This is a genomic window from Micromonospora sp. NPDC002575 (assembly GCF_042889525.1).
Classification (GTDB): domain Bacteria; phylum Actinomycetota; class Actinomycetes; order Mycobacteriales; family Micromonosporaceae; genus Micromonospora; species Micromonospora carbonacea.
The window spans coordinates 5,645-31,144 of sequence record NZ_JBIARA010000003.1; the positions used below are offsets into that span (position 1 = coordinate 5,645).

A 25,500-nucleotide genomic window follows, 5' to 3' on the forward strand; every position below is an offset into this window, starting at 1 on the left:
CGCGCGGCCGGGGGGGGGGGCCGGGGGGGGGGGGGGGGGGGGGGGGGGGGCCGGGGGGGGGGGGGGGGGGGGGTTCGCCGGGGCCCGCCCGCTCCGGGCGGTCAGGCTTGATCCCTCCGCGGGCGGGCCCCGGCGAACCCCTGACGTGCTTGCGGTCCGTACGAGCACGCACGGTCCCAGTCGACGGGTGCTTGGCTGCCGGGGGAGCAAGATCGTGCTCGATCAGGGAAAGAGTCCCCACGCTGCGAGCGGGAAGCCACTCTTTCATTGATCGAGCACGATCTTGCACGCTTGCCCCGCCCAACGGCGGCGTCGGGCAGCCGCCCGACGCCGCAACTGCGAGATCTTGGAAGCTGATGGCCCCTCCAGGGGCCCGAATCTTCCAAGATCTGAGCGGCCCTCGCTTGTCGGCAGCAACGCGATCCGTCTCTTGTGGCGGCGATCCTGCCGCCCGCTGTCTCAGGGCGGGTGCCGTGCTTCTCCGGACATCGACATGCCTATTAGGCTGCCTTCGGCTCCACTTGCCTCGAAAGTCGTCTCTCGCAGGAGGCGATCTTGCCGCGCAAAGTGAAGGAAAACGAGATAGTTGATCTTTAGCGCCCCAGGTCAGGAAGTCTGCTCCCCGCGCACGCGGGGGTGATCCGGTGCAGAAAAAGCCCCTCAAGAGAGCTTTTTCCTGCTCCCCGCGCACGCGGGGGTGATCCCGCCGTGACTGCGCCGTGTGCGCCCACGGCCGGCTGCTCCCCGCGCACGCGGGGGTGATCCGGTGCCGCCATCGCGCTTCGACGGGCACCACACCTGCTCCCCGCGCACGCGGGGGTGATCCCACGGTGGCGACATCACCGCGGCGGAAACCCTGCTGCTCCCCGCGGGGGTGATCCGAGGGCGGTCACGATCTGCTGAGCGCGCCACGCCTGCTCCCCGCGCACGCGGGGCCATCCGTGCATGACGCTGGTAGCGGCAGCAGCCGGCACCTGTTCCCCGCGTACGGGGTGATCCTGGCGGCGGCGTCGGCGCTGGTTGTACTTTCTCGTGCCGGCATCGCTGATGTGCCTTTCAAGTCTCGATGTCTCCATCAAGCTTGTGCGGGACACTCAGTCTCGATGCGGTGCTGAAGGGCATGGCTGGCAGCGCCAACCGAACGATCGGTGGGGTCGACGTCGACCAGGACGAGTTGCCGAACTGGTCGACGTCGACGAACACCAGGACACGCAGCCGCATCGATGAGCTGAGCCACTGACCTCGACGTGCGGGCCGTATGGACAGCCGTCTCAGAGCGGCTGGTAGCGGCGTGTCAGCAATCGTAGGCGTACTCCGCCCTGCCGTAAGTCGAGTCCCAGGTGAAGGTGACGGTCCGCCCAGGGGCGATGGCCTTGCAGTCGGGGTCCCACGCCCAGTCGACCGAGACGGTGGCGTGGATGTTCGAGCTGCAGATGTTCTTGACCGTCGCCCTGCCGTTGGAGTTGCCGGTCAGCGACGCGCAGCCGACGAACGACGAGATAGGGGCGGTTCCGGACTGGGCGGGGGTGGCCGCTGCTGCCGGGGCCGCGCCGGTCACGGCGAGGGTTCCCGCCACCACCGCGCCCATGGCCAAGGGCGTCAGGATACTGCGAGTACGAGACATTCTCTGGGTTCCTCCCGTTGAGGTCGCAGGATGAAGTGGTTCGTCCTGCGTTGGCTTACATCGATCTGGTGGTAAGCCTGACCTGCGGTTGGTGAGGCGGAACAGGGTCTGAGCTGTGCGGAACAGTTTCGCTCACGCCGCCCCGACGGCCGCCTCCGGCGCGGGCGAGCGATGTGATGGTGGTCACAACGAGTTCGAATGTCGATAATCTGAAAGCGTGGATGTGTAGCTGTCTGAATGCTGGTGGTCTCGGCTGAACCGAAGCGCCTTCGAGGTGAGGGAGCGGCCTGTGATGCGACCACCGGAACCCGATCCGTCCATGAACGCTGGAGAGTTTGTCGGGGCCCTGAGGGCGCTACGCCTGTGGTCGGGGCTGTCGTACCGAGAGTTGGGCGCAAAGGCGAAGGCATCGGGAGGATCGCTCCCGCCGAGCACGATCACCTCGATGCTTGGCCGCAACACCCTGCCGCGCGCCCCACTGATCGCGACGTTCGTCCTGGCCTGCGGCCTCGATCAGGACGCCGCTGACCGATGGACCGTAGTACGTAACAGCATCGCCATGAGGTCCGAACACCCGGTATCGAGTCCTCCCGAGCAACTGCAACCACCGTCCGACGGCGGAACCGAGCGGACACCAGCGGATCCCCAGGTGAAGCTACACCGCCGGTTGCGACCAATGGCGATCGGCTTGGGGGCTGTCGGGTTGGTGATCAGCATTGCGGCGTTTCTGCTGCTCAAACCGACTGGCAGCAAACATGAAGGCGTCGTCGCTGAGCCTGAGTTGCCGGCTGAAGGCTGGTTCCTCATCCAGCCTGCCCACATTCCTGACCGCGGCTTCTGCATCGGCGAGGGCCGTGAGCGCAACCGTCGTACCGATCGGCCCCTCGCCGTCCAGCGCTCATGCGCCGCGATCGTTCCGGACACGTACCTCGCCGCGACGAGCATCGGCGGCGTCTATGAGATCCGGTGGCATCACCCAGTGGAAGGCGTTGGGTGCCTCACGGTCGACGACGCGCTCACCGAGGACGAAACGCTGGTAGCGCCTACTGACTGCATCGGTGCGGCGCACCAGCGTTACCAGCTAGAGCCGACCCGGACACCGACATCGACCGGATACCGGATTCGACCAACCCACAGTGGGCTCTGCCTCGGCATTCTCGGCGGGCTGGCGGACGTCGACCAGGGAGCCGAGTTAGCTCAAGCGACATGCACCGGAGCTTTGGATCAAGTGTTCCTATTGCAGCCGACGACACGTTCCATGTGAACGAGGCTGAGCCCTGGGCTAGCTGTACTGCCCCGGAGCAGCGGCGCGAATCGCCACCGTCAGCAGCGTCTGCCCCGGGGCGCAGTGCCACCCGCGCCCCGGACAGCCTGGCAGGCGGCACGCCCCCCTGCGTGTTACGACTGTTCGGCGGCGCACGCGAGGCTGCGGTGTCGCCGGGCGGCCATGCGTGCGAGCCCGAGCGAGGCTAGGGGTGCTTGGTGTGCTCGATGAACGCGTGCCAGGTCTGCGGGGTGAAGGCGAGCACCGGACCGGAGGGGTGCTTGCTGTCGCGGACGGCGATCACATCGGTCAGGTTGGCAGCCACCTCTACGCAGTCGCCGCCGCTCGTACCGCTTCGGGTGGACTTCCTCCATCGCGCGCTACTGAGGTCCATGTTGGCTCTCCACTTCCTTCATCAGAGCGAGGGACAGGTCGCGCGGCAGGGCGAGTCCTCTCACACCCTCCCATCGTCCCAGAAGCGTAGCCATCTCATCCTCGCTGTCGGTGACCAAGCCGGAGAGTTGGTTCTCCAGGTGTCCCACCCAGCCCCCATCGGCGGACCTGGCCAGAGCGAGCGGGCCGGACAGGCCGACGTGCAGGCCGGTGTAGCTCGGGATGACGTGGCTGTGGACGTGGGAGAGGTCGGCCATTCGCAGCAGGTGGGCGAGTTGTTCGGCCATGATGGCGTCGGTGCGGCGTAGGGCTGCCTCGTCGATCACGGCGACGACCTGGGGCGGGTGTTCGCGTACCAGAATCTCCTGTCGCTCCAGGCGGGCCGCGACCTGCCGCTCGACCTCCGCCTCGGGCTTGGTGTCGTCGAAGCGCAGCACGGCGCGGGCGTAGTTCTCGGTCTGGAGCAGGCCGGGGACGAGCGTGGGGTTGAAGTATCGGAGCTGCGTGGCGTTGCGTTCGGCCTCCAGCCACGGGCGGAACCACGAGGGCTGGCCGTCCCGTTCGGCCATCCGCAGCAGGGACTCGAACAGGCCGCCCGTGTCGAGACCTCGTCCATCCGCTTGACGTGCGGCTTGTCGAGCGGCCGGGTGCCGGTCTCCACCGCCGAGATCGTCGACGCGGAGTAGTTCGCGCGTCGGCCGAGTTCCTCCTGGTTCAGGCCGGCGGTTGTGCGGATGCGACGGAGCTGCGTGCGTATCGGATCGGCGGTCTGCTCGCTTCCCATGCCTTCTCCAGATTGTCGTCGTGATCGCCAGGCGTCGCCCGGTCCTGCCGGGCGTCGTCGAGGGCTGCCGAGCGCGGCGCGGTGAGTCCGGTACGCGAACTTCCTGGCGTCGCGGTGGGTGCGGCTGGAGGGGCTGGAGCTGCGCCCCGACGGCACGCCGGGCCGGGAGCGCGTCGTCATGGTCCGGGTGCAGGCGATCCGCGACGCCGCGCCGGTCCGCCCGGGGCCGGAGGTGCGGGGGCGGTGACGGGCCAACACCCGCCGAGGTACGCGGGCGGTCCCTGCTTCACCTGCGGCAGGCCGTGGCCGTGCTTCGAGCGGCAGGTGGCGAGCCTCGTCGAGTTCGCCGGGATGGGGGACCTGATCGTGGCGTACATGGGGGACTGGCGTCGGCTCGGGGTCGAGGAGCGCAGGCGGCGCGGCCTGCCGTTCGACCCGGAGTTGGAGGCGCGGCACCTCGGGTGGCTCGACATGGTGCTGCCGGCGCGGCGCGCCCGGGGCGACAGGCCGTGGCGTATTGACCGTTGTGATCGGCGGGACGAGACTCGGGCGCACGCGTTTCCGGCAATCCTCGCCAGGAGGTGTGCAGTGGCCACGACGCCCGCGCCGACCGCCGATCAGCCGATGGACGACGACGCCCGCCGGCTCGCCGAACTCGGTTACCAGCAGGAGCTGCGCCGCAAGTGGAGCGGCTTCTCCAACTTCGCGATCTCGTTCTCGATCATCTCGATCCTGGCCGGCTGTTTCACCACGTTCGGCCAGGCGTGGAACAACGGCGGGCCGGTCGCCATCTCCTGGGGCTGGCCGCTGATCTCGCTGTTCATCCTGGTCATCGGATTTTGCCTGGCCGAGCTGGTGTCGGCGTACCCGACGGCGGGCGGCATCTACTGGTGGGCGGCGAAGATGGGCCGGCCGGTGCACGGCTGGTTCACCGGCTGGCTCAACCTTATCGGCCTGGTGGCGGTCACCGCGTCGGTCGACTACGGCTGCGCCACGTTCCTCAATCTCACCCTGTCGGCGCTGTTCGACGGCTGGGCGGGGACGCTGCGGCAGGCGTTCGTGCTGTTCGTGATCATTCTGGCGCTGCACGGGCTGATCAACATCTTCGGGCACCGGATCATCGACGTACTCCAGAACGTCTCGGTGTGGTGGCACGTGGCCGGCGCGGCGGCGGTGGTCGCCATCCTGGCGTTCGTCCCGGATCGGCACCAGAGCTTCCAGTTCGTCTTCACCGAGCGGTTCAACAATTCCGGCTTCGGCGACGGCGGCACCGGCGGGTGGACCTTCTGGTTCTACGTGCTGCCGCTGGGCTTCCTGCTCACCCAGTACACGATCACCGGCTTCGACGCCTGCGCGCACGTGTCGGAGGAGACCCGGGGCGCGTCGAAGGCCGCCGCGCAGGGGCTGTGGCGGTCGATCTTCTATTCGGCGGTGGGCGGCTGGATCCTGCTGCTCGCGTTCCTGTTCGCCGCCACCGACGTGGACGCGATCAACGCGGCCGGCGGGTTCTCCGGCGCGATCTTCGAAACGGCGCTCACCCCGTTCTTCTTCAAGGCCGTCATCATCATCTCCACCATCGGGCAGTTTTTCTGCGGCATGAGCTGCGTGACGTCGATGTCGCGGATGGCGTACGCCTTCAGCCGGGACCGGGCGGTGCCGGGCTGGCGGCTCTGGTCGAGGGTGGACCGCAACGGCACGCCGGTCAACGCGATCGTCGGCGCGACCGTGGCCGGGCTGGCGCTCACCCTGCCGGCGCTCTACGAGAGCCCGTCCGGCATCCCGGTCGCCTTCTACGCGGTGGTCTCGGTCGCGGTGATCGGGCTCTACCTCTCCTTCGTCATTCCCATCGTGCTGCGGCTGCGGATGGGCGACCGGTTCACCCCGGGACCGTGGACGCTCGGCCGTCGCTACAAGCTGCTCGGCTGGGTCGCGGTGGTCGAGATCGCGATCATCTCGGTCTACTTCGTGCTGCCGATCGTGCCCGCCGGGGTGCCCGGGCACGCCGACTTCAGCTGGTCGGCGGTCAACTACGCGCCGCTCGCCGTGGGCGGGGTGCTGCTCGTCGTCGCCGTCTGGTGGTACGCCTCGGCGCGCAGGTGGTTCACCGGGCCCCGCCGTACCGTCGAAGGGTTTGCCGGCGCGGCCGACGCGGGCATTGACGGTGATCCGGTCAGGCAGTAGACCTTGGTGATGGAGGCCCGCGCATGAGCAGAGCACCGCTGTCCCTCGAAGAGTTACGGGCGGCGGTCGCCGCCGGCAAGCTCGACACCGTGGTGCTGGCCCTGGTCGACATGCAGGGCCGGTTGCAGGGCAAGCGGTTCCACGCGCCGTTCTTCCTCGACCAGGTGGCGGAGCACGGCAGCGAGGGGTGCAACTATCTGCTCGCGGTCGACGTCGACATGAACACCGTCGACGGCTACGCGATGTCGAGCTGGGAGCGCGGGTACGGCGACTTCGCCATGGTGCCCGACCTGGAGACGCTGCGCCGGGTGCCGTGGCAGCCGGGGACGGCGATGCTCCTGGCCGACCTGGCGTGGCTGGACGGGTCCGGCCCGGTGGCCGCCTCGCCCCGGCAGATCCTGCGCCGCCAGCTCGACCGGCTCGCCGCGCACGGGCTGACCGCGTACGCGGGCACCGAGCTGGAGTTCGTCCTCTACCGCGACTCGTACGAGGACGCCTGGCGGCGCGGCTACCGCGAGCTGACCCCGGCAAACCAGTACAACGTCGACTATTCGCTGCTCGGCACGTCCCGGGTGGAGCCGCTGCTGCGGCGCATCCGCACCGAGATGGCCGGCGCGGGGCTGACCCCGGAGAGCGCGAAGGGCGAGTGCAACCTCGGCCAGCACGAGATCGCCTTCCGCTACGACGAGGCGGTGGCCTGCGCCGACCACCACGTGATCTACAAGAACGGGGCGAAGGAGATCGCCGCCCAGGAGGGCATGTCGATCACCTTCATGGCCAAGCCGAACGCGCGGGAGGGCAACTCCTGCCACATCCACTTCTCACTGCGCGACGCCGACGGGCGCTCGGCGATGCTCGGCGACGGGCCCGCGCACCTGAGCGTCACCGGGCAGCGGGTGCTGGCCGGGCTGCTGGACACGATGCGGGAGTTCAGCCTGTTGTTCGCCCCGAACGTCAACTCGTACAAGCGCTACCAGCCGGGCTCGTTCGCCCCGACGGCGCTGCGGTGGGGCACCGACAACCGCACCTGCGCGCTGCGGCTGGTCGGCCACGGCCAGGGCATGCGGGTGGAGAACCGGGTGCCCGGGGCGGACGTCAACCCGTACCTGGCGATCGCCGCCCTGGTGGCGGGGGCGGTGCACGGCATCGAGCGGGAGCTGGAGCTGGGCGAGGAGTGCACCGGCAACGCGTACGACGATCCGGCCGCCGAGCGGGTCCCCGGCACCCTGCGCGACGCCCTGGGCCTGTGGGAGTCGTCGACGATCGCCCGCGCGGTCTTCGGCGACGAGGTGCACGCCCACTACGCCAACATGGCGCGCGTGGAGCTGCGCGCCTTCGACGCGGCCGTGACGGACTGGGAGCTGCAACGCGGCTTCGAACGCCTCTGACCCACCCTTTTCTCTCCCGCGATCTTGCAGTTGGGGCCCCTGCTATGGGAGCTTGGCGGCATTTGTGGGGGCCGAAACTGCAAGATCGCGGGAGCGGGAGCGGGAGCGGGAGCTGGAGAGGGAGGGGGAGGGGCAGGGTGGGGGATGTGACGTCGGTGGTGGATCCCGCCAGCGAGACGGTGCTGGGGGAGGTCGTCGCCACGGCGGTCGAGGAGGTCGATGCCGCCATCGGGCGGGCCGCCGCCGCGTTTTCGCGGTGGCGCGGCGTCGCGCCGGGGGAGCGGGCGCGGCTGCTGCGGCGGTTCGCCGCCCTGGTCGACGCGCACCTGGAGGAGCTGGCGCTGCTGGAGGTGCGCAACTCGGGGCACACCATCGGCAACGCCCGCTGGGAGGCCGGCAACGTCCGCGACGTGCTCGACTACTACGCGGGCGCGCCGGAGCGGCTGACCGGGCGGCAGATCCCCGTGCCCGGCGGGCTGGACGTCACCTTCCACGAGCCGCTGGGCGTGGTCGGGGTGATCGTGCCGTGGAACTTCCCGATGCCCATCGCCGCCTGGGGGTTCGCCCCGGCGCTCGCCGCCGGCAACACGGTGGTGCTCAAGCCGGCCGAGCTGACCCCGTTGACCGCGCTGCGCCTGGCCGAGCTGGGCCGCGAGGCCGGGCTGCCCGAGGACGTGTTCACCGTGCTGCCGGGCCGCGGCGACGTGGTCGGCGAGCGGTTCGTCACCCATCCGGCCGTGCGCAAGGTGTGCTTCACCGGGTCCACGGAGGTCGGCACCCGGATCATGGCCGGCTGCGCCGCCCAGGTGAAGCGGGTGACCCTGGAGCTGGGCGGCAAGAGCGCGAACGTCGTCTTCGCCGACGCGGACCTGGAGCGGGCGGCGGCCACCGCGCCGTACGCCGTGTTCGACAACGCCGGCCAGGACTGCTGCGCGCGGTCGCGAATCCTGGTGCAGCGCCCGGCGTACGACCGGTTCCTGGAGTTGCTGGAGCCGGCCGTGCGGGCGCTGCGGGTGGAGGACCCGGCGCGGGAGACGGCCGAGATGGGCCCGCTGATCTCCGCCGCCCAGCGGGACCGGGTCGCCGGGTACGTCGACGGGGCGCGGGTGGCCTTCACCGGCTCCCGCCCCGACGGCCCCGGCTTCTGGTACGCCCCGACGGTGCTGCTCGCCGACTCCCCGGCCGACCGGCACTGGCGGGAGGAGATCTTCGGCCCGGTCGTGTCGGTGCTGCCGTTCGACGATGAGGCGGACGCGGTCCGGCTGGCCAACGACACCGAGTACGGCCTGTCCGGCTCGATCTGGACCCGGGACGTGGGCCGGGCGCTGCGGATGGCGCGGGCGGTCGAGGCGGGCAACCTCAGCGTCAACTCGCACTCCTCGGTGCGGTACTGGACCCCGTTCGGCGGGATGAAGCGCTCCGGGCTGGGCCGCGAGCTGGGCCCGGACGCGCTGCACGCCTTCACCGACGTCAAGAACGTCTTCGTCAGCACGGAGGAGTGAGATGCAGGGACGGCTTCAGGACCGGGTCGCGGTGGTGACCGGGGCGGGCAGCGGGATCGGGCTGGCCACCGCGCGGCGGTTCGCCGCGGAGGGGGCCCGGGTGGTCTGCGTCGACGTCGACGCGGCGGCGGGGGAGCGGGCCGCGCAGGAGGTCGACGGCGAGTTCGTCGCCTGCGACGTGGCCGACGAGGCGGCCGTGCGGGACCTGTTCGACGGGGTGGCGCAGCGGCACGGGCGGGTGGACGTGGCGTTCAACAACGCCGGCATCTCCCCGCCCGACGACGACTCGATCCTGGAGACCGGGCTCGACGCCTGGGAGCGGGTGCTGCGGGTCAACACCACCAGCGTCTACCTGTGCTGCAAGTACGCGATCCCGCACATGCGCCGGCAGGGCAGGGGGTCGATCATCAACACCGCGTCGTTCGTGGCGCTGATGGGGGCGGCCACCTCGCAGATCGCGTACACGGCGAGCAAGGGCGGGGTGCTGGCGATGACCCGGGAGCTGGGCGTGCAGTTCGCCCGGGAGGGCATCCGGGTCAACGCGCTGTGCCCCGGGCCGATCGCCACCCCGCTGCTGATGGAGCTGTTCGCCGCCGACCCGGAGCGGGCCGCCCGCCGGCTGGTGCACGTGCCGATGGGCCGGTTCGGCCAGCCGGAGGAGATCGCCGCCGCGGTGGCGTTCCTGGCCAGCGACGACTCGTCGTTCATGACGGCCGCGCAGTTCGTGGTCGACGGCGGGATCACCGGCGCGTACGTCACCCCGCTGTGAGCCCGGGCCGGGGTCGGGCGGCGGTGCCCGCCCGATCCCAGCCTTCCACAATGCGGACGGGTTATCCCACTTTTCGGTAAGCGGTGCCAGGATGGGGGCATGCAGGTTCACGAGGCCATCGACGGGCGGCTGCGCGAGTTCATCGAGGAGCAGCCCGTCTTCTTCGTCGCCACCGCGCCCTCCGGGGCCGACGGGCACGTCAACGTCTCGCCGAAGGGCATGCGCGGCACCTTCGTCATCCTCGGCCCGCACCGGGTGGCCTGGGTCGACTTCCACGGCAGTGGCGCGGAGACGATCGCCCACCTGCGCCAGAACGGCCGCATCACGCTCATGTTCTGCGCCTTCGCCGGGCCGCCGAACATCGTCCGGCTGCACGGCCGGGGCACGGCGGTGACGGTGGAGGACGCCGGCTTCGCCGAGCGGCTCGCCGACTTCCCCGACCCGCCGGACCTGCACTCCGCCCGCGCGGTGATCACCGTCGACGTCGAGCGGGTCAGCGACTCCTGCGGCTTCGCCGTACCCCTGATGCGGTACGAGGGCGACCGGGACCTGTTGATCCGCGCGCACTCCCGCCGCACCGCCGAGGACCTGGTGACCTACCGGGCCACGAAGAACGCCGCGAGCATCGACGGGCTGTCGGTCTTCTGACCCCCGGCGGCGTCCCGCCCGGGTGAGACGCGGCTAACCAGCGCATCACGGCGGCGATGCGTTACGTTGCTGATCCGTCTGGGTACAAGGCGGGGCACGGCGGCGCCGATCATGCGGTCGCCGGGGGTGACGGCCGGCGCGGGAGGATGCATGAGCTCGGCCCAGGGGGGCGAGGACGGGCAGCATCCGTCCGTCGGAACCGCCGACGGGGCATTCCCGCCGCTGCTCACGGCCGCGTGCGCCGCCGGTGGCGAGATGGGGGAGCGCCTGCTCCGCTTCGACTGGGCGGCCACCCCGCTCGGCGTCCCGTCCGGCTGGCCGCCGGCGCTGTGCCACGCGGTCGCCATGATGCTCTCCTCCCGGGCGCAGATCGTCATGTTCTGGGGCCCCGAGCACCGCGCCTTCTACAACGACGCCTACCTGCCGACCATCGGCGACAAGCATCCGCACGCCATCGGCCAGCCGGCCCACGAGCACTGGGTGGAGACCTGGGACGTGCTCGGGCCCCTGCTGGACTCGGTGCACAAGACCGGCGAGCCGTACCGGGGCGAGAACCACCCCTTCGTCCTGCGCCGGCACGGCTTCCTCGAGGACGTCTACTTCGACATCTCGTACGACCCGATCCGCGCCGCCGACGGCGGCATCGACGGCGTCCTCTGCCTGGTCAACGAGACCACCGGGCGGGTGCTCGGCGAACGCCGGCTGCGCGCCCTGGCCGAGCTGGGCTCCGACCTGGCCGAGGCGGAGGACGTCGCCGCCCTGGGCCGGGCCGCCGCCGGAGTGCTCGACCGGCACCGGGCGGACGTGCCGTTCGCCCTGGTCTACCTGCGCGACGACGCCGGGCACCTCACCCTCGCCGGGCGCAGCGGCACCGGGCTGCCCGAACCCGTCGGGCGCAGCGACGCCGACGGGGCGGCCGAGCCGCTGCCGCTCGGCGAGGCGGCCACGGCGACGGTGAGCCGGGTCGCCGACGGCGGGTCCGCCGCCACCGTCGACGTGGCCGACCTGCTGCCGCACCTCGACGCCGGCGCCGCCGCGCAGGCGCTGGTGCTGCCGGTCACCGCGACCCACGAGCCGGTGGGGGCGCTCGTCGTGGGCGTCTCCGCCCGGCTGCCGCTCACCGACGAGTACCGCACCTTCTTCGACCTGGTCGCCGCCCAGCTCTCCCGCGCCGTCGGCCGGCAGCGGGCGTACGAGCAGGAGCGGGACCGGGCCGCCGAGCTGGCCGCGCTCGACCGGGCCAAGACGAGCTTCTTCGCCAACGTCAGCCACGAGTTCCGCACCCCGCTGACCCTCGTGCTGGGCCCGCTGGAGGAGCTGCTCGCCGACCCGACGCTGCCCGATCCCCACCTCGACCGGCTCACCATGATGCACCGCAACGCGCTGCGCCTGCTCAAGCTGGTCAACACCGTGCTCGACTTCTCCCGCCTGGAATCGGGCCGGCTGGCCGCCCACTACCAGCCCACGGACCTCGCCGACTACACCGCCCGGCTGGCCAGCACCTTCCGCTCGGCCACCGAACGCGCCGGCCTGCGCCTGGTCGTCGACTGCCCGCCGCTGCCCGCGCCGGTCCACGTCGACCGGGACATGTGGGAGAAGATCGTGCTCAACCTCGTCGCCAACGCGGTGAAGTTCACCTTCGTCGGCGAGGTGCGGGTCCGCGTCCGGGCGGTGGACGGCGCGGCCCGGCTGGAGGTCGCCGACACCGGCGTCGGCATCGCGCCCGAGGAGCTGCCGCACGTCTTCGAGCGGTTCCACCGGGTCCCCGGCGTCCGTTCCCGCACCCACGAGGGCACCGGGATCGGGCTGGCGCTGGTGCGGGAGCTGGTGGAGATGCACGGCGGCCGGGCCGAGGCGCGCAGCGTCGTCGACGGGGGCAGCACGTTCACCGTGACCGTGCCGTTCGGCACCGCCCACCTGCCCGCCGACCGGGTGGCGGCCGACGCGCCGGTCGCGCCGCAGGAGCCGGGGCAGGCCCGGCTGTTCGCGGCCGAGACCGCGCTGTGGACCGGCGCGCCGGGACAGCCCGGCGCCGGGGCGGCGGGCGCGCCGGCGGTGCCGGCCGGCGGGGGTGAGCGGGCCGCGGCGGGCCGCATCCTGCTCGCCGACGACAACGCCGACCTGCGCGAACACGTCACCCGGCTGCTGCGCCCGTCGTGGGAGGTGGTGGCCGTGCCGGACGGCGTCGAGGCGCTGCGCCGGGCCGTGGAGACACCCTTCGACCTGGTGCTCACCGACGTGATGATGCCCCGGCTCGACGGCTTCGGCCTGGTGACCGCGCTGCGCGCCGACCCGCGTACCCGGCACGTGCCCATCGTGCTGCTGTCGGCCCGGGCCGGCTCGGCGGAGGCCGTCGCCGGCCTCGCCGTCGGCGCGGACGACTACCTGACCAAACCGTTCTCCGGCGAGGAGCTGATCGCCCGCGTCCGGGCGAACGTCGAGCTGGGCCAGCTCCGGGGGCAGATCATCCGGCGGCTGCGGGCCCTGGCCGACGCCGCCGTCGCCGTGAACACCGCCCGCACCACCGCGGAGGTGCTCCAGGTGGCCGCCCGGCACGCGCTCGGCCTCGCCGAGGCCGCCCGGGTGGTGGTCACCTCCACCGGGGCCCGCTTCGAGGCCGACGGTGGCGGGACGGCCGCCGTCGAACCGTCCGTCGTGCTGCCGCTGACCGGCAGCGCCGGGGAGACGCTGGGCGAGCTGCGGGTCTGGGGCCGCGCCCAGGACGCCGCCGACCCCGGCAACGCCGCGCTGACCCAGCTCGCCCGGCTGGTCGGCGTGCGGCTGGAGAACGCCCAGCTCTACGAGGCCGAGCACCGCATCGCCACCACCCTCCAGCACAGCCTGCTGCCGCGGTCGCTGCCCCGGCTGCCCGGCGCGGTGGTGGCCAGCCGCTACCTGCCCGGCAGCGCCGACGTCGAGGTCGGGGGCGACTGGTACGACGTGATCCGGCTCGACGGCGACGAGCTGGTCCTGGTCATCGGCGACGTCGTCGGCAAGGGCGTGCGGGCCGCCGCCTCGATGGGCCAGCTCCGCAACGCGCTGCGGGCGTACGTGCTGGAGGGCTACGACCCGGGCGAGTCGCTGACCCGGCTCAACCGGCTGGTCGGCTCGGCGGAGCAGCCGTCCTTCGCGACCGTGGTCTGCCTGCGGTTCGCGCCCCGCACCGGCCGGCTCCGCTACGCCAGCGCCGGGCACCCGTCCCCCCTGCTGATCCGAGGAGACGACGTGGCGTTCCTGCACGACCGCGCGCTCGGGCCGCCGGTCGGCGCGATCCCCGGCGCGTCGTACCGGACCGTGGACGACGCGCTGGCCCCGGGGGCCCGGCTGCTGCTCTACACCGACGGGCTGATCGAGGACCGGCAGCTCGGCCTCGACGCGGCCCTGGCGCAGCTACGCGCCGACGCCGCCGGTGGCGAACACGTCGCCGACCTGGTCGACGCGGTCGTGGCGCGGGTCGCCGCGCGTCCCCGCCGCGACGACGTGGCGGTGCTCGCGCTGGAGGCGGCCGAACCGAACCGGTTCGCGCTGCGGCTGCCCGCCGACCCGACCCGGCTGAGCGTGCTGCGCCGGCGGCTGGAGGACTTCCTCACCGCCCACCGGGTCGGCGAGAACGACCTGTTCGACCTCACCGTCGCGGTCTCCGAGGCCGCCGCGAACGCCATCGAGCACCCGATCGCCCCGGCCGAGCCGACCATCGGCGTGGAGGTGACCATCGCCGACGGCACGGTGGTGGCGACGATCCGGGACAGCGGGCAGTGGCGGGAGTCGACCGGCGCGGGCTTCCGCGGGCGCGGACTGGCGCTGATCAGGGCGCTCGGCGACCTGACGGTCAGCCGTACCGCCGAGGGCACGCAGGTGACGCTGCGCCGGCGGCTGCGGGACTGAGCGCGCCCGGCGGGGCGCTGCGGGGTGAGCGACCGGCCGGCGGCCGACGCGGCCGGGCCGGGGCTCAGGCGGGGGCGACCCAGCCCTGACCGGCCAGGCCGGAGATCTCCAGCACCCGGCGGACCTGCCGCGACGGCAGCACGGTGAGCGCGCCCGGGAAGCGCCGGGAGAGCCGGACCACGGCGTGGATCGCCGCCGAGTCGAAGAACGTGACCCCCCGCAGGTCGAGGGTCACCCGGCCGGCCGGCTCGCGCAGCGCGGCCTGGAGCATCGTGTCGGCGGTGGCCATGTCCACCTCGCCGGCGATCACCACGCGGACGTGGTCGCCGTCGGTCTCCGTGCGGGCGGAGAAGACGGGAGCGGCACCCCCTTGATCCACGCAGAACACGATGGCACAGCGAAAGTGGGTCGGCAACAACCGGTCGGCCGAGGTCACGGGCCGGATCGCCGCCATCGCCGGACCCCGGCCGCGCCGCCCGGCGTCGGGCCGGCGATAGGCTTGCGCCATGACCGTCCGTGCGCCGCTGACCCCCGGCACGCTCACCCCGACGCGACCGGTGCCGCCCCACGTCGTCCGACCGGAGTACGTGGGCAAGAAGCAGCCCCGCCAGTGGACCGGCTCGCACGTGCAGACCCCGGAGACGATCGAGCGGATGCGGGTCGCCGGCCGGCTCGCCGCCCAGGCCACGCAGCTCGCCGGCGAGCACTGCAAGCCGGGGGTGACCACCGACGAGATCGACCGGGTGGTGCACGAGTTCCTCTGCGACCACGGGGCCTACCCGTCGACGCTGGGCTACAAGGGCTTCCCGAAGTCCTGCTGCACCAGCCTCAACGAGGTGATCTGCCACGGCATCCCCGACTCCACCGTGCTGCTCGACGGCGACATCGTCAACGTCGACGTGACCGCGTACATCGGCGGGGTGCACGGCGACACCGACGCCACCTTCTGCGTCGGCGAGGTCGACGAGGAGGCCCGGCTGCTGGTCGAGCGGACCCGCGAGGCGATGCTGCGGGGGATCAGGGCGGTCGCCCCGGGCCGGCAGATCAACGTGATCGGCCGGGTCATCGAGTCGTACGCCAAGCGGTTCGGCTACGGGGTGGTCCGCGACTTCACCGGCCACGGCATCGGGGAGGCGTTCCACAGCGGCCTCTACGTGCCGCACTACGACAGCCCCCGACCCACCGACGTGATGGAGCCGGGAATGACGTTCACCATCGAGCCGATGATCACCCTCGGCACCCACCAGTACGACATGTGGGACGACGGCTGGACGGTCGTCACGAAGGACCGGAAATGGACCGCCCAGTTCGAGCACACGATCCTCGTCACCGAGGACGGCCACGAGATCCTGACCCTGCCGTGACCGACACACCGGCGGCGCTGCGCGAGGCGCACCACGCGGACGTGTCCGGCGGCTGGCTGCGGCCGGCCGTGTTCGGCGCGATGGACGGCCTGGTCACCAACATCGCCCTCATCGCGGGCGTCGGCGGCGGCGGGGTGTCGCCGCGCAGCATCGTGCTCACCGGCGTCGCCGGCCTGGTCGCCGGCGCGATCTCGATGGGCCTCGGCGAGTACACGAGCGTCCGGTCGGCCAACGAGCAGGTCGCCGCCGAGGTCGCCAAGGAACGCCGCGAGCTGGAACGGCACCCGGAGGCGGAGGCCCGCGAACTGGCCGACGCGTGGGTGGCCCGGGGCCTGTCCCGGGACCTCGCCACGCAGGTCGCCGAGGCGGTGCGGGCCAACCCGGAGGAGGCGCTGCGGGTGCACGTCCGGGAGGAGTTGGGCGTCGACCCGGACGACCAGCCGAGCCCGTGGGCGGCGGCGATCTCGTCGTTCCTGTTCTTCTCGGTCGGCGCGCTGATCCCGCTGCTGACCTACCTGTTCGGCGCGACCAGCCTGTGGCTCGCGCTGGCCGTCGGCGGGGTCGGCCTCTTCACGGCCGGGGCGATCGTGGCCCGGTTCACCAACCGCCCCTGGTGGGGCAGCGGCCTGCGGCAGCTCCTCCTGGGCGCGGCGGCAGCCGCCGCGACGTACCTGGTCGGCAGCCTCATCGGCATCCAGGGCGGCCTGTAAGGAGGGGCCCCCTGTTAACGCCTACGGTCGAGAAGGGTTCCCTTCTCACACCCCGAAGGGGGCCGGTCAGCCGGCCAGGAGGTCGTCGACGGTGCCGTCCACGGGGCGGCCCCGGGCGGCCAGCTCCTCGGCCTGCCGGGCCAGCACCGCGCCGACCTCGGTCATGTCCGCCCCGGCCAGGCCGGTGCGGCGCACCGCGTCGCCCGGGTCGCGGTAGTAGGTGCGGCTGAGCAGCCCGTTGACCGTGGCCGCCGCGAGCCGGGCCTCGCCGAGCATCAGCAGCGCCTGGTCCGTCTCGTACCACTGCGCGAGCCGGGCGGCCCGGGCGTGCGCGGCGCAGCCCCGGTACCACGCCTGCCGGGCGGCGCCGGTGAACTCCGCCGGCCGGGCCCGGGCCAGCGTGGCCAGGTGCTCGTCGCGCAGGGCCGGCAGCCATCCGGTCGGGTCGTGCAGCGCCCGGGTGGTGACGTACCGGTCGGCGACCAGCGGCCACAGCGCCGTGATCGACCGGGCCCGCTCCAGGTGGTCGTCGGCGGCCGTGACGGTCAGGTCGACCAGCACCCCGTCCACCCGGCGGGTCGCCGGTCGCGGCCCCGCGCCGGGCCGGTAGGTGGCGATCAGCAGCCCGACCTCGCCGTCCCCGCCGCCGTCGTCGTCGCCGTGGGCCAGCGGGCCGTGCGCCGCGACGGCTAGGACGTCGGCGGGGAAGCGCCGCCGGGCCGCCGCGGCGACCCGCTCCGCCACCGACCACCGGGGATCGTCCTGGTAAGGGTCCACGCGCCACCTCTGCCTCGCCGCGGGCTCCACCCTAGCCACCCGGCGGCGGGACCGCCCGGACCGCCGCGCCCGGCCGGCGCCACCCGCCCGGCGTCGGCCCCGGTCAGCGGGGCACCAGCCGGAAGACCCGGATCTCCCGTCCGCCGGCCCGCTCGACGTACGTCTCGTACGCCGGCCACTCGGTGGTCAGCAGCTCCCAGAGGCGGTCGCGTTCCGCGCCGGTGGCCACCTCGGCCCGCACCGCCAGCCGTCGCCCCCGCACGTCGACCTCGGCGGTCGGGTCGGCGAGCAGGTTGAGCGCCCAGGCGGGCTGGTGCTGCTGCCCCCAGTTGGAGCCGACCACCACGAAGGCGTCGCCGTCCGGCACGTACAGCAGGGGGTTGCTGCGCGGCAGGCCCGAGCGGCGTCCGGTGGTGGTGATGACCAGCGAGGGGACCAGGCCCAGCGCGACCACCCGCCCCCGGGTGAGCCGGCCGACCGCCCGGTCGACGGGGACGAGCAGCCGGATCGTGGCGCCGAACCAGCGGTGATGGCCGAGGCGGCGGGTCAGGGTACCGATAGCGGACACGCCGCCAGTGTGCCGCCTGGCCGTGCTGTCAGTCGAGGCGGCGCTCGACCGCCAGCCCGGAGCGGGTGAACAGGGCCGCGCCGACCATCGCCACCAGCGGCACCACCACCAGCACGCCCAGGGTGAGCCAGGGGACCACGATCGGGTACGGCTCCGGCACCGGCCAGGCCGTGGCGAACCGGCGGTTCATCGCGACCAGGATGATCACCGCCGTGCCGAGCCCGACCACGATGCCCAGCACCGAGCCGAGCACGGCGATCACCCCGGCCTGGCACAGCGAGAGCACCCGACGCATCCGGGGGCTGGCGCCCACGGCGCCGAGGGTGGACAGGTCCGCCCGCCCCTCGGCGGCGGCGAGGCCGGTGGCGACGGCCGCCGCGCCCACGGTGATCAGGCCGGAGCCGACGGCCAGCACCAGCAGCAGGGAACGCTGGTCGCTGCCCGCGGTCCCCCGCTCGAAGACCACGTCGAGCTGACCGAGCCGGCGCAGCTCGACGTCGAGGCGGTCCTGCTGGGCGGGGGTCGGGGCGGCAGCGGTGGCCAACGCGTACCCGATCTGCCGGGTGCCGAGGCCGAGCCGGGCGGCGGCGGCGCGGGACACCACCAGCCGGTCGCCCTCGATGCCGCCGCGCAGCGCGTACCCGGGGACGCTGTCGGTCGCGGTCACCACGGGTTCCGGGTCGTTGCCCGTCCGGGTCGCCGTGAGGGTGAGCCGGCCGGCGAGGAGATAGCGCTCGTCGGTCACGACCGCGCCGCCGGCCGCCAGTACCCGCCGGGCGGCGGCCACCTCCGCGGGGCCGGCCCCGGTCAGCGCCGCCAGCGCGTCGCCGTCGTCGATCGAGACGGGCACCACGAACCCCGAGGTGGAGGTGCCCTCCACCCACCCGTCGCAGCGCGGGTCGGTGCGGGCGCGGGCCCGCACGGCCGCGTCGCGCAACTGCGCCACCTGGTACGGGCAGGCCCGGCCGGCCGGCAGCTTCGCCCGGACGTCGCACCAGTCGTTCTCCCCGGACGGCGCGGGGCAGGCCGGGGTGTCGAGCCGGGCCACCGTGCTGCCCGGCAGCGCCGCGGCGGCCACCTCGGCGACCCGGGACACCGGCGGCAGCGCCGTCCGGTCGCCGACGATCATGGCGTGCCCGACCGGCATGGCCGGCACGTAGCTGGCGTCGGTGCGGGCGCTGTCGCTGGCCACGTAGACGCCGAGGGCGACGCTGCCGGCGACCGCGGCCATCACCGCCGAGATCGCCGGCGCCGCCGACGAGCGGTTGCGGCTGGCGTCGCGTAGCGCGATCCGGGGCGCGAGCGGCAACCACCGGCCGGCCCGGGCGAGCGCCCCGACCAGCGTCGGGGTGACGAAGACCAGCCCGAGCTCGCCCAGGACCACCCCGGCGAAGAGCACGACCGTGGCGTCCCGGGTGGCGCCGAGGGCGGCCACCGCCACGCCGAGGGCGGCCAGCAGCGCGCCGATCAGCGGCCAGCGCCGGCGGCGCCCCGGCGGGGTGCGCCGTCCGGCGAGCCCCGCCACCACGTCCTGCCGCGCGGCGGTCCAGGCGGGCGCCAGGGCCGCGAGCACCCCGGCCAGCACCGCGACCGCCGCGATCGCCGCCAGCGCGGCCGGAAAGACGCGGTACGCCCCGAAGCGCGCCCCGAAGACGTACTCCTCGATGAGCGGGCGGGCCGCGAACGCGCCGGCGACACCCAGCGTCAGCCCGGCGGCGGCCCCCGCGCAGCCCAGCACCACCCCGTCGGCCAGCACGATGCGGCGCAGGTGCGCGGCGTCGCCACCGGCCACCGCGACCAGGGCGAGGTCGCGGCGTCGCCGCCGCACGCCGACGGCGAACGCCGGCCCGACGAGCAACACCACCTCGAGCAGGCCGAGACCGGCGACCAGGAGCGTGATGCTGGTGTCCTCGACGCTGAGCGCGGTGCGCACGACTCCGGGCTGCGCCGTGGGGTGCCGCGCCGGGGCGCGGGCGACCACTATGATCCCGCGCGCGTTGAGCCGCTCCGTCAGCCCGGGGTCGGCGTCGGCCGGCAGGTCGACGAGCCAGCTCGACTCGTTGCGCGGCTCGGTCGACGGGCCGGCCGAGGGAGGCAGCGTGACCATGGGCCGCAGGTTGTCCGGGAACTCCACCTCCCCGACGACGGTCCGTTCGGCCGAACCGTCGGCCGGGACGATCCGGTCGCCGAGCCCCGCGCGCAGCCGGCGCAGCGCCGCGCGGTTGAGCCCGACCTCGTCGGCTGCGGTCGGGGGGCGGCCGGCGAGCACCCGGGCCTGCCCGCGCAGCACCGGGTCGGTCAGGTCCAGCAGCCGCCCCTCGACGGGCTCGCGCCTGCCCCCGGCGCGGGCCTCGAACGACATCCACCACCGCACCTCCGCGACGCGGCTGCCGGCGGGCAGCAGGGCGGTCAGCTCGCCGGCGCTGACCGGGCGGGTCCGCTCCGGCACGCCGTCGCGCTGGTACGCGATCTCGCCCCAGGCGTCCTGCGCCACCGGGCCCTCGGCGATCCAGCGCAGCTCCGCGTCGGCGGTGCCGAGCCGCCGGTCGATCCGCTCGGCCCGGCTCAGCTGCGCCATGTCGTAGCTGACGGCCGAGAGGGTCAGCCCCAGCACCGGCAGCGTGATCATCGCGAGCACCAGCGCGGTCCGGCCGCGGGCGCGGCGCGCCTCCCGCCGAGCGATGCGCAGGGCGGCCCGCCAGGAGCGCAGCGCCGCCAGCACCCGCCGGCCGCGGGCGAGAAGGCGCTTGCTGCTCACCGACCGCTGCCGGCCAGCAGCTGCTCGACGCTGCCCAGCGGGGCCGTCGAGTCCACCATGACCCCGTCGCGCAGGAACACGACCCGGTCGGCCCAGCCGGCGTGCCGGGCCTCGTGGGTGACCAGGACGGCGGCGACGCCCGCGTCGACCCGGCGGCGCAGCAGGCGCAGCACCGCCTCGCCGGTCTGCGAGTCCAGCGCTCCGGTCGGCTCGTCGGCGAGCACGAGCCGCCGCTCGCCGACCAGGGCCCGGGCGATGGCCACCCGCTGCTGCTGCCCGCCGGAGAGCTGGTCGGGGAAGCGGTCGCCCAGCTCGGCGAGGCCCACCTCGGCGAGCGCGGCCCGGGCCGCCCGCCGGCCCTGGCGTACGCCGACGCCGTCCAGTTCGAGGGGGAGCGCGACGTTCTCGGCGGCGGTGAGGCTGCCCAGCAGGTTCAGGTTCTGGAAGATGTAGCCGATCCGCCGGCGGCGCAGCCGGGCCAGCGCCCGGGGGGCCAGCGCGCCGAGCGCCTGACCCTCGACGCGGATCTCGCCCGCGGTCGGGCCGTCCAGGCCGCCGGCGAGGGCGAGCAGGGTGGACTTGCCGGAGCCGGAGGGCCCCATCACGGCGACCAGCTCGCCGGGGGCGACGGTGAGGCTCACCCCGCGCAGGGCGTGCACGGCCGCCTCGCCGCTGCCGTGGGTGCGGTGCACGTCGCGGACGTCGAGCACGACCGTCCCCGCCGGCTCGCGGGGGTCGTCGCCGGGGCGGGAAGCCGCGCCGGGGCCGGCCCGGTGGCCGGTCGTGGCGGGGCCGGGCTGGTCGCCGGTGGTGCCGGGCCCGGAGGGCGGGCCGGGCGGGTCGGGGCGGGTCGTCGGCGCGCCGCCCGTCCCGCTCATCGCCGCGCCTCCTCGCCGTCCCGGTCCGCCTCCGCCTCCGCCGGGCGCCCGGGACCCGCCCGACCGCCGGGCCCGGGAGCCGGCCGGTGCCGGACCAGGCTCGTCTCGCAGTGGTCCAGCCAGCGGATCTCCGCCTCGGCCTGGAACACCATCGCGTCCAGCACCAGCCGCCAGGGCAGGTCCTCGGGGCGGTCGCTGGCGTACTTCAACCGGGTGAACTCCTGCAACGCCCGCATGGTCGCGGTGCGCTGGGTCTGCACCACCGCCCGCACGTCGACCCCCGGGGTGGTCAGGGCCAGGGCCAGCTTGATCGCCAGCTCGTCGCGGGGGCGGTCGGTGCGGCTGATCGGGGTCGCGAACCACAGCGCCAGGTCCGCCCGTCCGGCGTCGGTGATCTCGTACGGCCGCTGCCCCGCCTCGCTCTCCGGCAGCGGCCGGACCAGCCCGTCCCGTTCGAGGCGGGAGAGGGTGGTGTAGACCTGCCCGATGTTCAGCGGCCAGGTCGAGCCCGTCGACTCCTCGAACGCGGCCCGGAGCTGGTAGCCGTACATCTGGCCGCGTTCGAGGAGCGCGAGCAGGCCGTGACGGATGGACATGGCTCCGAAGTATGCATACCTGGTATGCCGCCCGCAATCGCGGGTCCCGGTGGAGCGACCAGCGCAAACGCTCCGGTCCCGGTCAGTGTGGTCAGGTGGGGCGGCCGGGGAAGGCCACGGTGACGGGAGTCACCCCGGCGGTGCGCCGCCACCGGGTGGCCCGCACCGCGCAGTCGGTCAGCGCCGCGAGGGCCCGGTTGCGGTCCTCGCCCGTGGTGTGCGGCAGCGCCACGCGCCAGAAGGCGGCGGTGCGTTCCTCCACCTCCACCGCCAGCCGCAGCGCGCTCGCGGCGTCGGTGACGGGGAACGGCAGCGTGTAGCCGGCCTTGTCGGCGGGGACGGTGCCGCCGGCCGCGCTGAGCTGGAGCACCAGCGCGTCCCGCCGGGACCGGTGCGCCGCCTCGGCGCGGCGGGCGGCCGTGCGGGCGGCGTCGGCGAGGCGCACGCCGATCACCCCGTACGCGAAGACCGCGGCGTACTCGGCGGTGAGCGCGCCGCCGAGGGCCTCGGCCGGCCCGGACGGCGCCTGTCGGTGTCTCATCGCAGCGCCTCCACGTGGGTCGCCCGGGCGGCGGCGATCGAGCCGACCAGGGCGGCCCGCTCGGCCGGGGCCTCGGCGCAGAGCTTCGCGGCTGCCTCGCGCCCGCCCTGCTCGGCCTCGCGCAGCGCGGCCAGCACCGTGGCCCGGTCGCCGCCGGTGGCCTCCGGCGACGGCGACGGCCCCGGCGAGGCCGCCGGGCGGCCCGTCAGCTTGGCCAGCTCGGCGGCGTGCGCCTCGTGGGCGTCGGCGATCGGGGTGAGCAGCGGGGCCAGGCCCGGGTCGGCGGCCAGGGCGGCGCGGTGCCGGGCGGCCAGCTCGCGGGCCTGCGCGGCGAGGGGTTCGAGCGGGTCGGGGGCCTGGTGCTGCCCGTCGCCCCGGTCGAGAAGATCACAGCCGGTCAGCGGCGCGACGGCCCCGCCGAGCGCCAGGAGCGCGCCCGCGCGCAGGAGGTTTCGCCGGGAATGCCCGAGTGCTCGGTCGTGCGGTGTCGTTCTGCCCCTCGCCACCGGACAAGTCAACACCATCGGAGCGGACACGTGGGTCAGGGGCGTCGGTGCGCCGCCCGGCCCGCCGCGCCGCAGGCGCGTTACGCTCTGCGCAGCCACCGGCGCGTCTGCCCCGGTGGCGTGCCGGCATGGCGTCCCGACCGGGCGTCGTCGTTCACGAAGGGGTGCGCCAGATGACGCAGCGGGGCCGTACCACCAGGTCGACGGGGCCGACGGGGAGACCCCGGCGCGCCGACGGCCCTCGTGGCGGTGACCGCGTCGGCGGCCCCCGGGTGGACCTCGCCGCGCGGCGGGCCCGGTTGCGCGCGGTGATCGAGCCGGTGGTCAACGGGGCCGGGTACGACCTGGAGGACGTCTCCGTCTCCCGGGCCGGCCGCCGGCACGTGGTGCGGGTGATCGTCGACGCCGACGGCGGGATCAGCCTGGACGCCGTCGCCGACGTCTCCCGGGCCGTCTCCGCCGCGCTCGACGCGGCCGAGGAGTCCGGCGGCGACATCCTGGCGGGCGAATACCAGCTGGAGGTCAGCTCCCCCGGGGTGGACCGCCCGCTCACCCTGCCCCGGCACTGGCGGCGCAACGTCGGCCGGCTGGTGAAGGTGACGGTCCGGGCCGCGCTGCCCGGGCAGCGCTCCGAGCAGCCCGGCGGCGACCGGCAGGTCACCGGCCGGGTGGTCGAGGCCGACGACGAGCGCGTGGTGCTGGAGACCGACTCCGGCCGCGCGGAGTTCGCCCACGCCGAGCTCGGCCCCGGCCGGGTGCAGGTGGAGTTCCACCGCCTCGACGAGGTGGCCGACGACGAGCTCGACGAGGTCGCCGACGACGCCTCCGGCGACAGCTCAGACACTGACGACATCGACGACGAAGATGATGTGGAGGACGAGGAGAGGTGAACATCGACCTCGCGGCGCTGCGCGCACTCGAGCGCGAGCGGGAGATCCCGTTCGACACGATCCTCGCGGCGATCGAGACCGCGCTGCTGACCGCCTACCGGCACACCGACGGTGCCGAGCCGCACGCCCGGGTCGAGATCGACCGCAAGACCGGCGCGGCCCTGGTCTACGCCCAGGAGCTGGACGACGACGGCACGGTGGTGCGGGAGTGGGACGACACCCCGCACGACTTCGGCCGGATCGCGGCCATGACCGCCAAGCAGGTGATCCTCCAGCGGCTGCGGGAGGCCACCGACGAGGTGCACTTCGGCGAGTACGTCGGCCGCGACGGCGACCTGGTCACCGGCGTGGTGCAGGCGCACGAGGCGCGCAGCGAGAAGGGCATCGTCAGCGTCGACCTGGGCAAGCTGGAGGGCGTGCTGCCGCAGTCGGAGCAGGTCCCCGGCGAGCGGTACGCCCACGGCGAGCGGATCCGCTGCGTCGTGGTGCACGTCGCCAAGGGCATGCGCGGCCCCCAGATCACCCTGTCCCGGTCCCACCCGGCGCTGGTGAAGAAGCTCTTCGCCCTGGAGGTGCCGGAGATCGCCGACGGCACCGTGGAGATCGGGGCCATCGCGCGGGAGGCCGGCCACCGCACGAAGATCGCGGTGCGCTCGACCACGCCGGGCGTCAACGCCAAGGGCGCGTGCATCGGGCCGATGGGCCAGCGGGTCCGCGCCGTGATGAGCGAGCTGCACGGCGAGAAGATCGACATCATCGACTGGTCGGACGACCCGGCCACCTTCGTCGGCAACGCGCTCTCGCCGGCCAAGGCGCTGCGGGTCGAGGTGGTCGACCTGGCCACCCGGACCGCCCGGGTGACCGTGCCGGACTTCCAGCTCTCCCTCGCGATCGGCCGGGAGGGGCAGAACGCCCGGCTTGCCGCCCGATTGACCGGTTGGCGGATCGACATCCGCTCGGACGCGGAGCAGGCGACGACCTCCGCGCGGGGCGGGGCTGATCACGTCCGGGAGCCGGGCGGCGCGATCTCGGGCGGCTAGGGGTAGACTTCTTCCAGTGGTACGACGCGCGCTGCCGGAGCGCACCTGTGTGGGCTGCCGGCGACGTGCGCCGGCCAGCGAATTGCTGCGGATCGTCGCGGTCGGCGACGGGGCTGGTCACAGTCTCCGGCCCGATCCGACTCGCAGGCTGCCGGGTCGGGGAGCGAACATGCACCCGGATCCGGCCTGCTTCGCGCTGGCAGTGCGCCGCCGTGCCTTCGGGCGCGCGCTGCGCGTCACCGGGGTCGTCGACCACGGTGTGCTGGCCGAGCACGTCGATGCGCCAACCACTACGTCCGGTCATCCCGACCGGGCGAGGGTCGCTAGCAAGGTAGGACGACCGACATGAGCACACGATGAAGTCCCTGAAATGACCAGGCTTCAAGTGCAGGAGTGAGGTCGCTGCGGGTGCTGCCCGCACGACCTCGGAGTGA

Annotated in this window: 24 protein-coding genes, 1 pseudogene and 1 CRISPR repeat array; of the genes and pseudogenes, 14 read left to right on the top strand and 11 right to left on the bottom strand. The window is 73.8% G+C overall.

Annotated features, from left to right (window positions below):
- Nucleotides 1-615: 615 nt before the first annotated feature.
- Nucleotides 616-881: direct repeats of the CRISPR family, unit length 28 nt; unit sequence CTGCTCCCCGCGCACGCGGGGGTGATCC.
- A 227-nt stretch (nt 882-1,108) separates the two neighbouring features.
- On the top strand, nt 1,109-1,240 hold the full coding sequence (locus ACFYWL_RS05640; protein WP_386967824.1) for a hypothetical protein: 132 nt from the start codon (nt 1,109-1,111) through the stop codon (nt 1,238-1,240).
- A gap of 54 nt (nt 1,241-1,294) precedes the next feature.
- Here the strand turns inward: ACFYWL_RS05640 and ACFYWL_RS05645 are convergent, their stop codons facing one another.
- Nucleotides 1,295-1,594 (bottom strand): hypothetical protein, encoded by a 300-nt coding sequence (locus ACFYWL_RS05645; RefSeq protein WP_386967826.1) that lies wholly within the window; start codon nt 1,592-1,594, stop codon nt 1,295-1,297.
- A 475-nt stretch (nt 1,595-2,069) separates the two neighbouring features.
- On the opposite strand from ACFYWL_RS05645, the gene ACFYWL_RS05650 reads away from it, so the two are divergent.
- A complete protein-coding gene (locus tag ACFYWL_RS05650; protein ID WP_386967828.1) occupies nt 2,070-2,888 on the top strand; it encodes an RICIN domain-containing protein in 819 nt (272 codons plus the stop codon).
- 205 nt (nt 2,889-3,093) lie between these two features.
- Here the strand turns inward: ACFYWL_RS05650 and ACFYWL_RS05655 are convergent, their stop codons facing one another.
- Together ACFYWL_RS05655 and ACFYWL_RS05660 are read right to left on the bottom strand one after the other, a co-directional pair.
- Nucleotides 3,094-3,282 carry a DUF397 domain-containing protein gene (locus ACFYWL_RS05655; protein WP_386967831.1) on the bottom strand — a complete coding sequence of 63 codons (189 nt, stop codon included), beginning with the start codon at nt 3,280-3,282 and terminating at the stop codon, nt 3,094-3,096.
- Nucleotides 3,269-4,065, bottom strand: a pseudogene (locus ACFYWL_RS05660) (helix-turn-helix transcriptional regulator). The gene ACFYWL_RS05655 and the pseudogene ACFYWL_RS05660 overlap by 14 nt, the downstream one beginning before the upstream one ends.
- A gap of 118 nt (nt 4,066-4,183) precedes the next feature.
- Between ACFYWL_RS05660 and ACFYWL_RS05665 the strand changes: the two are divergent.
- The 7 genes from ACFYWL_RS05665 (at nt 4,184) to ACFYWL_RS05695 (ending at nt 14,438) form a co-directional block, all read left to right on the top strand.
- Nucleotides 4,184-4,312: a hypothetical protein gene (locus ACFYWL_RS05665; RefSeq protein WP_386967833.1), complete on the top strand. Its 129-nt coding sequence runs from the start codon at nt 4,184-4,186 to the stop codon at nt 4,310-4,312.
- Nucleotides 4,309-6,246 carry an amino acid permease gene (locus ACFYWL_RS05670; protein WP_386967836.1) on the top strand — a complete coding sequence of 646 codons (1,938 nt, stop codon included), beginning with the start codon at nt 4,309-4,311 and terminating at the stop codon, nt 6,244-6,246. Before ACFYWL_RS05665 ends, ACFYWL_RS05670 begins: the two co-directional genes overlap by 4 nt.
- A 23-nt stretch (nt 6,247-6,269) precedes the next feature.
- The gene (locus ACFYWL_RS05675) at nt 6,270-7,634 is read left to right on the top strand and encodes a glutamine synthetase family protein (RefSeq protein WP_278132990.1); all 1,365 of its coding nucleotides are present in this window, start codon (nt 6,270-6,272) and stop codon (nt 7,632-7,634) included.
- A gap of 137 nt (nt 7,635-7,771) precedes the next feature.
- Nucleotides 7,772-9,136 carry an aldehyde dehydrogenase family protein gene (locus ACFYWL_RS05680; RefSeq protein WP_386967840.1) on the top strand — a complete coding sequence of 455 codons (1,365 nt, stop codon included), beginning with the start codon at nt 7,772-7,774 and terminating at the stop codon, nt 9,134-9,136.
- Nucleotide 9,137: 1 nt separating this feature from the next.
- Nucleotides 9,138-9,905 carry a 3-oxoacyl-ACP reductase gene (locus ACFYWL_RS05685; RefSeq protein ID WP_386967843.1) on the top strand — a complete coding sequence of 256 codons (768 nt, stop codon included), beginning with the start codon at nt 9,138-9,140 and terminating at the stop codon, nt 9,903-9,905.
- A 99-nt stretch (nt 9,906-10,004) separates the two neighbouring features.
- Entirely contained in the window at nt 10,005-10,553 is a 549-nt protein-coding gene (locus ACFYWL_RS05690; protein ID WP_386967846.1) for a pyridoxamine 5'-phosphate oxidase family protein, read from the top strand.
- A gap of 150 nt (nt 10,554-10,703) precedes the next feature.
- Entirely contained in the window at nt 10,704-14,438 is a 3,735-nt protein-coding gene (locus ACFYWL_RS05695) for a SpoIIE family protein phosphatase (protein WP_386967849.1), read from the top strand.
- A 64-nt stretch (nt 14,439-14,502) separates the two neighbouring features.
- On the opposite strand, the gene ACFYWL_RS05700 is transcribed toward ACFYWL_RS05695, so the two are convergent.
- Nucleotides 14,503-14,817 carry an STAS domain-containing protein gene (locus ACFYWL_RS05700; protein ID WP_386967852.1) on the bottom strand — a complete coding sequence of 105 codons (315 nt, stop codon included), beginning with the start codon at nt 14,815-14,817 and terminating at the stop codon, nt 14,503-14,505.
- Between the two features lie 127 nt (nt 14,818-14,944).
- Here ACFYWL_RS05700 and map point away from each other — a divergent pair, with 127 nt between their 5' ends.
- Together map and ACFYWL_RS05710 are read left to right on the top strand one after the other, a co-directional pair.
- Nucleotides 14,945-15,802: a type I methionyl aminopeptidase gene (gene map / locus ACFYWL_RS05705; RefSeq protein ID WP_386967855.1), complete on the top strand. Its 858-nt coding sequence runs from the start codon at nt 14,945-14,947 to the stop codon at nt 15,800-15,802.
- Nucleotides 15,799-16,512 (top strand): VIT1/CCC1 transporter family protein, encoded by a 714-nt coding sequence (locus tag ACFYWL_RS05710; RefSeq protein ID WP_386967858.1) that lies wholly within the window; start codon nt 15,799-15,801, stop codon nt 16,510-16,512. The genes map and ACFYWL_RS05710 overlap by 4 nt, the downstream gene beginning before the upstream one ends.
- Nucleotides 16,513-16,578: 66 nt before the next feature.
- Here ACFYWL_RS05710 and ACFYWL_RS05715 read toward each other — a convergent pair whose 3' ends face one another.
- The 7 genes from ACFYWL_RS05715 to ACFYWL_RS05745 all read right to left on the bottom strand — a co-directional run bounded on the left by ACFYWL_RS05715 (nt 16,579) and on the right by ACFYWL_RS05745 (nt 23,136).
- A complete protein-coding gene (locus ACFYWL_RS05715; RefSeq protein WP_386967861.1) occupies nt 16,579-17,289 on the bottom strand; it encodes a nucleotidyltransferase domain-containing protein in 711 nt (236 codons plus the stop codon).
- A gap of 103 nt (nt 17,290-17,392) precedes the next feature.
- On the bottom strand, nt 17,393-17,857 hold the full coding sequence (locus tag ACFYWL_RS05720; protein ID WP_386967864.1) for a nitroreductase/quinone reductase family protein: 465 nt from the start codon (nt 17,855-17,857) through the stop codon (nt 17,393-17,395).
- A gap of 28 nt (nt 17,858-17,885) precedes the next feature.
- Nucleotides 17,886-20,615, bottom strand: a complete 2,730-nt coding sequence (locus tag ACFYWL_RS05725; protein ID WP_386967867.1) for an FtsX-like permease family protein — start codon at nt 20,613-20,615, stop codon at nt 17,886-17,888.
- Nucleotides 20,612-21,493 carry an ABC transporter ATP-binding protein gene (locus tag ACFYWL_RS05730; protein ID WP_386967870.1) on the bottom strand — a complete coding sequence of 294 codons (882 nt, stop codon included), beginning with the start codon at nt 21,491-21,493 and terminating at the stop codon, nt 20,612-20,614. The genes ACFYWL_RS05725 and ACFYWL_RS05730 overlap by 4 nt, the downstream gene beginning before the upstream one ends.
- Nucleotides 21,490-22,089, bottom strand: coding sequence for a PadR family transcriptional regulator (locus ACFYWL_RS05735; RefSeq protein WP_386967873.1), 600 nt, complete (start codon nt 22,087-22,089; stop codon nt 21,490-21,492). Before ACFYWL_RS05735 ends, ACFYWL_RS05730 begins: the two co-directional genes overlap by 4 nt.
- 91 nt (nt 22,090-22,180) lie before the next feature.
- Complete coding sequence (locus ACFYWL_RS05740; RefSeq protein ID WP_282324609.1) at nt 22,181-22,630, bottom strand: ferritin-like domain-containing protein; 450 nt, start codon at nt 22,628-22,630, stop codon at nt 22,181-22,183.
- Nucleotides 22,627-23,136 (bottom strand): hypothetical protein, encoded by a 510-nt coding sequence (locus tag ACFYWL_RS05745; protein ID WP_386967876.1) that lies wholly within the window; start codon nt 23,134-23,136, stop codon nt 22,627-22,629. Before ACFYWL_RS05745 ends, ACFYWL_RS05740 begins: the two co-directional genes overlap by 4 nt.
- Before the next feature lie 173 nt (nt 23,137-23,309).
- Between ACFYWL_RS05745 and rimP the strand changes: the two genes are divergently transcribed.
- Genes rimP through ACFYWL_RS05760 form a run of 3 tightly spaced genes read left to right on the top strand, consistent with a single transcriptional unit; the run spans nt 23,310 to nt 25,415 of the window.
- Nucleotides 23,310-24,026, top strand: coding sequence for a ribosome maturation factor RimP (gene rimP, locus ACFYWL_RS05750; RefSeq protein ID WP_386967878.1), 717 nt, complete (start codon nt 23,310-23,312; stop codon nt 24,024-24,026).
- A complete protein-coding gene (nusA, locus tag ACFYWL_RS05755; RefSeq protein ID WP_386967881.1) occupies nt 24,023-25,066 on the top strand; it encodes a transcription termination factor NusA in 1,044 nt (347 codons plus the stop codon). The genes rimP and nusA overlap by 4 nt, the downstream gene beginning before the upstream one ends.
- 16 nt (nt 25,067-25,082) lie before the next feature.
- Nucleotides 25,083-25,415, top strand: a complete 333-nt coding sequence (locus tag ACFYWL_RS05760) for a YlxR family protein (protein ID WP_386967884.1) — start codon at nt 25,083-25,085, stop codon at nt 25,413-25,415.
- Nucleotides 25,416-25,500: the final 85 nt, after the last annotated feature.